10 protein-coding genes are annotated in these 11731 nt (G+C 39.6%); 3 read left to right on the top strand and 7 right to left on the bottom strand.

Going from position 1 to position 11731, the window contains the following annotated elements; all coding sequences use genetic code 11:
- The coding region (locus KHB02_RS17970; RefSeq protein ID WP_241113936.1) for an efflux RND transporter permease subunit at positions 1-1343 on the bottom strand (1343 nt) is incomplete at its 3' end.
- A gap of 99 nt (positions 1344-1442) precedes the next feature.
- Between KHB02_RS17970 and KHB02_RS17965 the strand changes: the two genes are divergently transcribed.
- Positions 1443-2270, top strand: a complete 828-nt coding sequence (locus KHB02_RS17965) for a TetR/AcrR family transcriptional regulator (protein WP_213146600.1) — start codon at positions 1443-1445, stop codon at positions 2268-2270.
- Positions 2271-2319: 49 nt separating this feature from the next.
- Here the strand turns inward: KHB02_RS17965 and KHB02_RS17960 are convergent, their stop codons facing one another.
- The 4 genes from KHB02_RS17960 to KHB02_RS17945 all read right to left on the bottom strand — a co-directional run bounded on the left by KHB02_RS17960 (position 2320) and on the right by KHB02_RS17945 (position 7875).
- Entirely contained in the window at positions 2320-3312 is a 993-nt protein-coding gene (locus tag KHB02_RS17960) for a Gfo/Idh/MocA family protein (RefSeq protein WP_213146599.1), read from the bottom strand.
- Between the two features lie 290 nt (positions 3313-3602).
- Positions 3603-4760 (bottom strand): C40 family peptidase, encoded by a 1158-nt coding sequence (locus KHB02_RS17955; protein ID WP_213146598.1) that lies wholly within the window; start codon positions 4758-4760, stop codon positions 3603-3605.
- Between the two features lie 299 nt (positions 4761-5059).
- Complete coding sequence (locus KHB02_RS17950; RefSeq protein ID WP_241113935.1) at positions 5060-6661, bottom strand: glucose PTS transporter subunit IIA; 1602 nt, start codon at positions 6659-6661, stop codon at positions 5060-5062.
- Between the two features lie 179 nt (positions 6662-6840).
- On the bottom strand, positions 6841-7875 hold the full coding sequence (locus KHB02_RS17945) for an MFS transporter (protein ID WP_277398294.1): 1035 nt from the start codon (positions 7873-7875) through the stop codon (positions 6841-6843).
- A 247-nt stretch (positions 7876-8122) separates the two neighbouring features.
- On the opposite strand from KHB02_RS17945, the gene KHB02_RS17940 reads away from it, so the two are divergent.
- Positions 8123-8626, top strand: a complete 504-nt coding sequence (locus tag KHB02_RS17940; protein ID WP_213146596.1) for a CarD family transcriptional regulator — start codon at positions 8123-8125, stop codon at positions 8624-8626.
- Positions 8627-8695: 69 nt separating this feature from the next.
- Here KHB02_RS17940 and KHB02_RS17935 read toward each other — a convergent pair whose 3' ends face one another.
- A complete protein-coding gene (locus KHB02_RS17935; protein ID WP_213146768.1) occupies positions 8696-9151 on the bottom strand; it encodes a MarR family winged helix-turn-helix transcriptional regulator in 456 nt (151 codons plus the stop codon).
- 122 nt (positions 9152-9273) lie between these two features.
- Positions 9274-10089, bottom strand: a complete 816-nt coding sequence (locus KHB02_RS17930; protein WP_213146595.1) for a ZIP family metal transporter — start codon at positions 10087-10089, stop codon at positions 9274-9276.
- A gap of 218 nt (positions 10090-10307) precedes the next feature.
- On the opposite strand from KHB02_RS17930, the gene hemG reads away from it, so the two are divergent.
- Positions 10308-11690 (top strand): protoporphyrinogen oxidase, encoded by a 1383-nt coding sequence (gene hemG / locus KHB02_RS17925; protein WP_213146594.1) that lies wholly within the window; start codon positions 10308-10310, stop codon positions 11688-11690.
- The last annotated feature ends 41 nt before the right edge of the window (positions 11691-11731 follow it).

Here is an 11731-nt window from a genome sequence, read left to right as displayed (position 1 = left end):
GCGACCGTTACCAATGTCGAGGACATAATCGGCTTGAACATTTCAATAGTCGCTTCACGGACCAAGGCGCGCCCAGTTAACTTCTCTTCTTTTAGATGCAGGCGTCGATAAATATTTTCCACGACTACTATTGAGTCATCGATCACCCGGCCGATCGCGACAGTTACCGCGCCGAGCGTCATGATATTCAAGGTGATATCCATCCAGTTTAAAATCAACAATGCCATGAGAATCGAAACTGGTATTGAAATGATAGAGATAATCGTCGATTTAAAATCACGCAAGAATAATAGGATGATTAGAACTGCAATCAACCCGCCAAATACGGCCTTTTCTACCATCGTATTCACAGATTCCTGAATTGGTTTTCCTTGGTCAAGGGTTACATCGATAGTAAGCCCATCATATTTGGCCTTTTCATCTTTTATTAGTTTCTTTACCTTATTAACAACTTCAACAGTATTAGCCTGCTGAGCTTTGACAATTTGAATAGCAATCGCGTCTTTACCGTTTGTTCGGGAAATCGATTGCACCTTACCGATTGTTTTAACCTCAGCAATATCGCCAAGTTTCACAACCGGTGATGGATTAGCAGCTGATGGTGTAACAGGAATTAGCATATTATTTAGTTCATCCACAGTCATGAACTTTCCATCAATCGCAACAGCCTGCTCCCCTTCTTTAAACTGGTAAAGTCCTAAGGAAACGGCCATGTTGCTTGCTTGAATCATTTGCTTTACTTTATCTTCTGTTAAACCTAACTCAGCCATTTTAGCCTTATTGTAGGTAAGGTCAACTTCATCAATATGCTGACCGGTAATGGTTGCAGATGCTACACCATCAAGTTTCTCGATTTTAGGAACCAAGCTTTCCTCAACGGTTGATGTAAGCTCAACAATATCCTCTTTTGAACTGCTGACACTTAGCGCAACGACAGGCATCATATTCATGCTGATCGCAGTTGTCGTTGGTTTCTGCGCCCCTTCCGGCAATTTCAAAGAATCCAATGCCGATTTTAATTCGCGCTTTGCCTCATCCATATCGATACCATATTCGTATTCCACCTGGATGCTCGCCATATTTGAATAGGAATTGGAATAAACGGCTTTAACGTGATCAAGGCCCTCCGCCGCTTTTTCAATTGGCATGGAGATGTCCTTCATGACCCGTTCTGGGGTGGCACCAGGATAAACGTCCGTTACCATTAAGTACGGAATGGAAATATCGGGAATCATCTCGGTTTTCATTCGTATACCTGAATAAATACCAGATACCGTAATGATGATAGTCAATAACCAAACTGCTAATTTATTTCTCAAGACAAAATTGACTAACCCTTTCACTATTACACCTGCCCTAAATTGACTTAATGAACTCAATTCCTTATAATAATGACCAATCAGTCATTTGTCAATGAAAGACCATAGGAGCGAGGTCAATAGATGATCAAGAAACAATTAATTATGGAAAAAGCGCTGGAGCTTTTTGCGGAGCAAGGGTTTGAGGCCACTTCGGTACAGCAAGTTACTGAGCATTGCGGTATATCTAAAGGAGCTTTTTATCTGTCTTTTAAGTCAAAGGACGAATTGATTATTGCTTTAATCGACCAGTTTATGATGCAGGTTGTTACCGACATTGACCGCATAGTCAGAGATACTAACGATGAGCAGCTTTTATACGAATTTTATTATTCAATTTATCAGTCTTTTCACAAGCATTCTGACTTTGCCAAGGTACTCATGAAGGAGCAGTCGCAAACACTGAATAAAGAGCTCATTCAAAAAATGAGATCTTATGACAAATTATTAGAGGACACTATCCTTTCGATGATTGAACGTTTATACGGGGGCAGAGTCCAAGAGATAAAATATGACTTAATGTATTCGATAAAAAGCTTTATGAATATGTATTCTCATTTATTTGTTTTCTACAGCATTCCAGTAGATTTGAAGTTACTGGCTGACTCCCTTGTGGAAAAAACAAATTTGCTGGCTAACAACGCCACCGTGCCATTTGTTTCTATGGAGCTTCACCACATGATGGAGCCCATGAATGAAGAAATAACGAAGGAACAAATCCTAGACACTCTTGAACAAAAAATCGCAGAAATAGAAGAGCCAATTGAGAAAGAATCGTTGATTCTGTTAAAGCAGCAGTTAGGAGAACAATCTTTTAGTCATGCAATAGTGAAGGGATTAATTGAAAATATTCGAAATCATCCTCATTGTAAATGGGTTTCTTACTTACTTCGCCGATATTACAAATTATAAACTTAATAAATAAAAGCCGAGAACATCTCTCGGCTTTAGATTTCTGGGATTAAGTCAATTGTACAATCTGACCGGTTTTAATGGATTCATAACAAGCCTGTATTGCCCTTGTGTTATTGATTGAATTTTCTGCGGTGTAGGATGGTTCACCATCCTCTAAAATGACGTTTGAAATATGTTCGACCTCTAATTTATAAATATCGCCGGTAATTTTTTCTTCTCTTTTAACGAATTCCTTCTGAATAATGACTTGGCCTTCCCCGCCTTGATGGTCTGGGCGGAATGCTCGTGGGACTTGAATTTTCCCTTCCGTTCCGATAATTTCATACTCAGCTCTAAATGTCATATCAAAGCTGCAATCAAAATAACCAGTCATTCCATTTTCTAGTTTCATGTAGACAAATGCTGAAGTATCGACCTGATGATCCGGGTCGATGTTGGCATGAACATGGACTTCGACAGGTTCTGTTTGCAATACATTGCGAATCGCATGGACACAGTAGCAGCCCACATCATAAATACTTCCGCCGCCTTTTTGCTTATCCATTTTGATATTCCCTTCCCGCTGGGCAAGTAAAAATGAAAAGCTAGCACGCATGTATTTCACTTCACCGATTTCACCTGAGGCAATAATTTCCCGGACCCGTTCATGCTGCGGATGAAACTGATACATAAAGGCTTCCATAAATTTCACATTTTTCTCCCGGCAAAACTCCGCCATTTCCCTTGTTTCATCAGGAGTTATCGACGCTGGTTTTTCGCAAAGAACATGCTTGCCATGCTTTGCCGCTTCCATCGTCCATTGTTTATGTAAATGATTAGGCAGTGGAATATAAACAGCATCGATCTCGGGGTCTTGAAGAAGTTCCTCGTAGCTGCCGTAGCTTTTTGGAATGTTAAACTTCGCCGCTACTTCCTCCGCTTTTCCACTGCCACTGGCGATAGCCGCCACTTCCGCATTTTGCGCTCGGCCAAATGCAGGGATTAACTCTCTTTGGGCAATTTTTGCAGTACTTAAAATACCCCAACGAACCTTTTTCATTTGATATCATCCCTTTAAAAAAATATTAAACTGCAGTTTATTAGAGAAAGGATGCCAAATAATCAGGCATCCTTGTCTATTCATAGCATTTGTCCAAGATACTTAACCATAGTCACTTGGTATCGTTTACATTTATACTATTATCCTAGCATATCCATTTTCAGTAAATCAATAATTAATTTATTAAACAAACAAATATTTGGAACTTACTATAATAAAAAAACGCCAAGAGCAGAATTACTCTAAGCGTTTTTTCTCCATATTTTCTCCATTGCTATTGTATACTTCTTTTAGCGCAATACTCTAGATGCACTTGAGAATTTAGACGGGTCGTAAGATGCAATCTTCACCACATCACCTGTTTGCGGCGCATGGATATACTGGCCGCCTCCAATATAAATACCGACATGATAAGCAGGGTTACCCCTAAATACTAAATCACCTGGCTGCACTTGGCTTGGTGAGATTCTCGTTCCAACCCCCTGCTGGGAACTGGACACTCGCGGAAGATTGATCCCTACTGCATTTCTGAACACGTACGATGTGAATCCAGAACAATCAAATCCGCTTGGTGTTGAACCGCCCCAAACGTAAGGAACGCCTAAGAATTGTTTTGCATAAGAAATAACCTTATTTGCCGCATCGGGATCAGATGGACTGGCAGCGGCAACCGTTGGCGCTGACGCTGGGTTTGAAGCAGTTTTGACGGAAGACTGCTGCACCTGTGGCTGTTGCTGCTGAGCCAAGCGTGCTTGACGCTCTGCCTCTTCCCTTGCTGCTATTTGAGCCTGACGCTCTGCCTCTTGTTGAGCAGCGAATTGGTCCTGTTGGTCTTGTAATTGGGTTTGGGCTGCCGCCAATGCCTGCCCAACTGCAGCTTTATCTTCTTCAATCTGTTTCTGTTCAGCAGCTAATGCTACCTGGCTCTTTTTTAAGTTAGCTAACTCATTTTGCAGTTTATCTTCTGCATCTGTTAATGCTTGCTGTTTTTCCTTTAACCCGTTCAGTTTGTCCGTGTCATTTTGAATAATTTGCGAAATCGCTGAAAAGCGTGTTAAAAACTCAGATAGATTATTAGATGAAAGCAAGACCTCTGCGTATGCGGCGACGGAGATTTTACCCTCTGCCTGAATGCTTTTTAACCGCTCGGAGTAAGCCTGTTTGTAAGCTTCCAAGTCATTTTTTGCTTTTTCAATTTCAACCTTGGATTTTTCGATTTCCCCTTGTTGAATTTGAATTTGGTCGTTCAATTTTTGACTATTCTCTATCGCTAAGTTAATTCGGTTATCTAACTGTTGAACTTGTGTTTCAAGGTCATCGACATGCCCTTGAGTCGCATTAATTTGGCTTTGTGTGACATTTCCTGGTTCTGCAAAAGCAGGTGTTGCTTGTATCAAAGATGCGAGGACGACAGCCGATACTGTATATGTAAATAGTTTTCTTATCATCACAAATCTCCTCTAGCTTCCTATTATTATTTCAATTTCTTAATCTATTATTAGTTTATATTCCCATTAGACTAAAAACAATGAAACTGTCGGATTTGTAATGTAATTGTAATTTTATGTAGAAAAATATGACAAAAAATTCGACACCATGACATAAAAAAGGACCTGTCCGCTCGCACCTTTAATGCGGGTAGTAGACAGGCCCTTTAAAATTTAATTTTTCGTTATCTGTTTATTACTATCACTATAAATTATTTCAACCAGAGGAAAAGGTGAGGAACGATCCCTCACCTTCTATGTTATACAATAAGTCTGATTAATTCATCTTTCTTTTCGACACTAAAGTCTTTAGTTGGAATTACATCTAAATATTGACCGGAATTGGTAATGACTACAGGAGTTTTAACATCGTAGCCTGCTGCTTTAATTTTTTTAATGTTAAATGAAATCACCAAGTCACCCTTCTTCACAGAATCCCATTGTTTTACATGCGGTGTGAAAAATTGGCCCTTCAGATTAATGGTATCTACCCCAACATAAATTAAGATTTCAGCCCCATCTTCTGATGTAATTCCAATAGCGTGATCAGTTGGAAAAAGAGTGGTAACCATACCATTCACCGGGGAAACCACCTCACCCTTGGATGGTTCAATCGCAATCCCTTTTCCTACCATTTCAGTTGAAAACAACGGATCTTCCAATTTGCTTAAAGGAATAATTTCTCCGCTTAACGGACTTAAAATGATTTCTCTCTTTACATCCGCTAAGCCAAATTCTTTAACAGTTTTAGAAGCTACCGCGTTATTCTTTCCTTCATAGCCAATCACTAATGTAAGAACCAGTGCAAGTATTAACGCCACAATAGTCCCAATTAAATAGAGTCCAATTGGTGTAAAGACAGGAATAGACAAGAAACTTGGGAGAGCAAAGGCAGTCCCTTTTACACCAAATGCCCCATTAATCGCTCCACCAATTGCTCCTGCAATTGCCACAATCACCATCGTTCGTTTGTAACGCACTAGAATGCCGTATGTAATGATTTCAGTTGTACCAGCTAAGGCACTAGGAATAAGCCCTGATCCGGCTAGTGTTTTCAAGTCCCGATCCCTAGTTTTTAAGAGAACCCCAAGACCCATCCCGATTTGCGCAAATGGAGCTGCTGCTACCATTGGGCTAATCGGGTCACCGCCGGTTGCCAAATTCGCAATCATGATTGGAACAACTGCCCAGTGAAGACCTAATATGGTCAAGAATGACCATGCAGCCCCCAGCACTGCTCCTGTCAAAATGCCGCTTTTTGCACTTAAAAATTTGATCACAAATGCTAAGCCCCCTCCCACATATGTACCAAAAGGGCCAAAAACAAGTACGGTTAAGGGAACAATAATTGCTAATGAAATAAGAGGATTCAAAAACATTTGTAAGTCTTTATATATTACTTTTTTCAAAAACTTATCTAATACTGCGTATATGGAAACAGCAATTAATATTGGAAAAACGGTTGAGGAATAGTTTGCTAATATAACCGGAATCCCTAAGAAATCTACGTTTTGAGCTTTTGATGCAACTAAATCCGTATAATGGGGTTCCAAAAGTGCAGCACCGATTGCACCGCCGACATAGCCATTAGCTCCAAGCTTTGTTGCTAATGTAATGCCGAGAAAAACTGGGAAGAAGTAAAAAATAGCATGTCCAGCTGCAGAAAGAATGGCAAAGGTTCCGCTTTTAGGAGATATCCACCCTAATGTCATTAGAATCGATAATAAAGCTGAAATTAGTCCAGATCCAGCAAGAACCCCTAGAATAGGCGCAAAACTTCCACTGATTACTCCTAATATTTTATTCATGACCGTTTCTTGTTTTTCTTCAGCAACATCTCTCGAAGTATTAATCGCGTTCACATTTATGATCTCCTTGACTGATATTTACGTTATCAATTGTTTCTATAGTAAGAACCTTACAGCAGCTACTTCTTATAATTACTCTTTCTAATAAAATCATCCTTAACATTGCCTATAAAAAATGAAACCATTCGTAAAAAACACTTTTACGAATGGTTTCTAAAAAAATTTAGCTTTTGCTAGTTGCGGACAATTGCTGTTGATTTCACCGCAATTTGAGACTGTGCCTTAACTTCGCTTGGTTTGTTGACAAAGAAAGAACAGATTAACGTAACAACTGAAATTCCTGTAACAAAGTAGAAGGCATATTTTACACCAGCCGCTAAAATTTCTGCCTGCGAGGCTTCGGGAACATCACTGGCAAAGACAGTTTGACCAGCAGTAAGCAAAGTAATGGCAATCGCTGTACCTGATGCACCAGCAACTTGGTTCAATGTATTCATGGCAGCTGACCCATCTGCATAAAACTCACGCGGCAATGCATTAAGTCCATTTGTTTGTGATGGAATTGTTACCATCGTTAACCCAAAGAATAAAACCATAAATGCCATGACAATTTGCCATGCAGGTGTTGCGGCCGAAATGGCGACTGCGAAAATAATATTACCAATCAATACAATAATGGATCCCACCAATGCTAATTTGCGTGGTCCAATTTTATCAAACAGCGTTCCAACAATCGGTGACAGAATAACATTGACAGCATTACCTGGCAGTAATAATAAACCAGCCACCGCAGCACTAAATAATAAAGATCCCTTTAAATACATTGGCAATAAAATAGAGGTCGATAAAATGACTAAAATACTTAAGAACATCATCGCTGTTCCTAATGTGAACATCGGATAGTTGAATACCCCTAAATTAATCATCGGCTTATCCATTGTATTTTGACGAATTCCAAATAATACAAGGGCGATAATCCCCACCAGTAAAGGTGCCCATACTATAGGAGCAGTAAACGGTGCGCCTGCCATAGAAGCCAGACCATAAATTAATCCGCCAAAACCGATTGTGGATAAAACTATGGATAACGCATCGATTTTAGGTTTGGTAATTTCCCCTACATTTTCAACTTTCGCTACAGCAGCAAGTGTCAGTAGTACATAAAAAGCAGCGCTAATCCAGAAAATATAATGCCAGCCTAAAGTGCTGATAACGACCCCTGAAAGTGTTGGTCCTAAAGCTGGACCTAATGTAATCACTAGACCCATAATTCCCATGACTTACCGATTTTAGGTAACAATCCAGGAACTAATTTTGCTATCAAAGTCAGCCGATTAATTTCAATCATTCCAATCAGCTTGTATTCCAATCCCGCTGCACACCCCCACATACTAACGGACCAGCTAACTATATCAAAAAATTTTTTCTAACGTCAACCAAGTTGACAAAATTTTTTTTAAATGGTATTATGTTATTATCAACTTAGTTGACATCAATTTGAATTGGAGTGATCAAATGTTTAGTATTGGAGATATGGTCATCTATTCCGTACATGGCATATGCAAAATTGATGATATTTGTGAAAAAACAGTATCTGGTAAAACAAGCCTGTATTATGTATTACATCCTACGGAAGGCAATAATCAATTAACAATAAGTACTCCAGTTCATAATAGTAAAGTAGTTATGCATGAACTTCCTGATAGTGAGGAAGCAAATGAAATAATTGAGTCCTTTAAATATCCTGGGGTAAAATGGAATGACAAACCTAACATCCGTCACCAGTTATATTCGAATATTGTAAATTCAGGTGATCGAAAAGAAATTGCCAAATTGGTAAATACGCTTATGAGGCAAAAAATTGATGTCGAATTACGCGGAAGAAAGCTTTATGAACAAGACCGTAAACTTTTGGACACAATACAAAGTATCCTATTTAAAGAATTAGCTATTTCTCTTGAAACGACTTCTGGAGAAATAAATGAAATGATCATTGATTTAATAACTGAAAATAATTAGTTATTTTCAACGAAAGAGAAACCTCCTTTTGTATTAACAAGAGGAGGTTTCTCTTTCGACTAGCAATGATTATTCTATTCCCCAATCTAACTTTAATAGCTCCTTAAGGATTTGTAGTTGCTCAGCACCTATTTTTTCTGCAATTTTATTCTCAAACTGTTCTTTAAGAGCCGCGTTTTTTTCGTAGCATTCTTCCCCTAAGGCTGTTAACTGGATGCACTTCTCTTTTCTGTTGTTTTCTGCATTGCTGATTTCCACTAATCCCTTTGCAGCAAGGTTTTTCATAAATTTATGGATCGCCTGACGGGAAATGTCTACGTTTTTTGTAACATACGAGATGGTAGGCCTCTTTTTATAAATCCTGGCCATGATATACCACTCAGAATTTGAAATATATATATCACTTTGATCATTCCATGCTTTCTCCGAAATTCTTCTGACCAAAGTATGACGCTCGCTTAATAAATCTATAAGATCTAAATTTTGTAATTCAGAGGCGGAACTCAAACGACTCACTCCAATCATCATCTTCGCCACTTACTATACAAAATTCCGTTATTAAATGTCAACTTGCTTGACATATTTTGATTGCAACCTATTTTTCATTCACATCCGGCTGATGAATCCCAAAAATTCTCTTATAAGTTTTAACCTAATGCCACATCTAGAATCATCATCAACACGAAACCAACCATTAAACTCATGGAAGCCAAATCTTTATTGCCATTTTCTTGCGAACCTGGAATCACTTCTTCCGTCACCACAAAGATCATGGCCCCAGCCGCAAAACTCAATGCATAGGGTAATAACGTTTCAATAAATGCGACAGCAAATGCACCGATGAGAGCAGCTATCGGTTCAACCATACCCGAAAATTGACCGTATAAGAAGCTCTTTCTACGGGACATTCCTTCTCTTCTTAATGGCATAGAAACCGCAACGCCTTCAGGAAAGTTTTGAATACCGATACCAAGGGCCAGCGTCAAAGCTCCGGCTAAAGACGCTTCGGTTCCTCCATTTGCAAGTGCACCGAATGCGATCCCGACTGCCAGCCCCTCTGGGATATTATGTAATGTGATAGCGAGTACCAACAATGTACTTCTTTTTCTCCCTTTCGGATGATATCCTTCCGCTTTACCAATCGGCGCATTCGGATGAAGATGGGGTAAAATCTTATCGATGCCCCATAAAAAAATGCCTCCTATTAAAAATCCAAAGGCTGCCGGAAACCAAGTCCCTATAGGATTATTTCCCGACATTTCGATGGCCGGAGCCAGCAATGACCAATAGCTGGCCGCAATCATGACACCGCCCGCAAATCCTAACATACTATCCATTAACCTCTGGTTGATTGTTTTCGTGGCAAAAACCAGGGCGGCTCCAATTGCAGTCATTCCCCAAGTAAATAGAGTAGCTATGAATGCTTGAGTTATAGGGTTAAATTCTTGAAAAAACTCTACCATAATAATGAACCCCTTTATAAAACGAAATTGTGTTATCGGAATATCCCCAATCATTATTTCTAGATTGTTGTAATTTAGCTAATAATATCCGGAAAAATCAGAGCGTTTTTAAACCGTTGCCATCCTACAAAAAACCATTGAGCATATAAATGTTTTTTACCGAGGTATGGTAAACTTAAAAAAGTGACGAAGTATGAAATATTTAAGAGGTGGCAGCAGTGAAAACAGTCGTAGTGATTGGCGGCGGTATTACGGGACTATCAGCCATGTATGAATTGCAAAAATGGAAGAAGACAAACGGATCAGACCTGAGGCTGGTACTGGCTGAAGCGTCCCAGCAGCTTGGCGGGAAAATCCGAACCGTCAACCAAAATGGATTCGTAATGGAAGCGGGGGCAGACTCTATTGTCTCCCGGAAAATGGAGACAATGCCTTTAATTGAAGAACTAGGTTTAGAAAAGGAAGTTGTTTACAATGCAACAGGTAGTTCCTATATATACATTGATGGAGAATTAAAGCCCATTCCGGATGATGCAGTTTTCGGTATTCCTGCAAGCATTGAATCGCTGGCAAAAAGCACACTCGTTTCTGTCGAAGGAAAAGTGGCGGCACTGAAGGATTTTTATACAAAAAATGAAACGTTCACCAAGAATGACTCCATCGGTTCTTTTCTGGAGCATTTTCTTGGAAGTGAATTGGTTGAAAAACAAATTGCCCCTGTCCTATCAGGTGTCTATTCCGGTAAACTTAGTGACTTAACTATCGCCTCCACCCTTCCCTATTTAATCGATTATAAAGAAAAATACGGAAGTATTATAAAAGGCCTTGAAGCCAATAAGCAGAAATTTAAAGGCGGAGAAAGAAAGTTTCTTTCTTTTCAAAATGGCTTAGGCTCGCTTATCGATGCGTTTGAGGAAAAGCTTAATGAAGCGGAAATTTTACTAAATACAAATGTCACGAAAATAGAACAAGAAGGCAGTTACTACAAAGTGGTTCTAAACAATCAGGAAATCATCGAAGCGGATTACATTATCCTTTGTATTCCGCATACGGCTGCTGAATCCTTAATCACTGACCCGGACCTGTCACAAGATTTCGCTGGGTTGAAAAACAGTTCATTGATTAGTGTGTATGTCGGCTTTGACGTGCCTGACAGTGTCCTACCTGCTGATGGAACAGGGTTTATCGCCGCGAATACAGATGAGTTGTCCTGCAACGCCTGCACTTGGACAAGTCGGAAATGGGAGCATACATCAAAATCAGGGAACCTGCTTGTCAGATTGTTTTATAAAAGCAGCCACCCTTCCTTCGCTACATTAAAGGAAATGGACCAAGAAGAACTACTCAATGTTGCGCTTGGCGATATTAACAAAGCTCTTGGCATTACCGCCAAGCCTGCTGACAGTGAAATCACCAAATGGACCGAGCAGATGCCAAATTATTTGATTACCCATCCTAAAAGTGTCAAAGCACTCGAGAGAAAAATGGCAGCCGCTTACCCGGGGGTTATCCTTGCCGGTTGTTCTTACTATGGCGTAGGAATCCCTGATTGCATAGAAAACGGTATAGATTCAGCAAGAAAAATTGTTCTGACGTTCTAACATTTAGAGGATAGCTGCTTTTATTCAGCTATCCTCTTTTT

This window comes from Neobacillus citreus (assembly GCF_018343545.2).
Lineage (GTDB): Bacteria > Bacillota > Bacilli > Bacillales > Cytobacillaceae > Neobacillus > Neobacillus citreus.
Note: the sequence above shows the minus strand (reverse complement) of the source record. Positions and strands in the feature narration are given on the sequence as shown.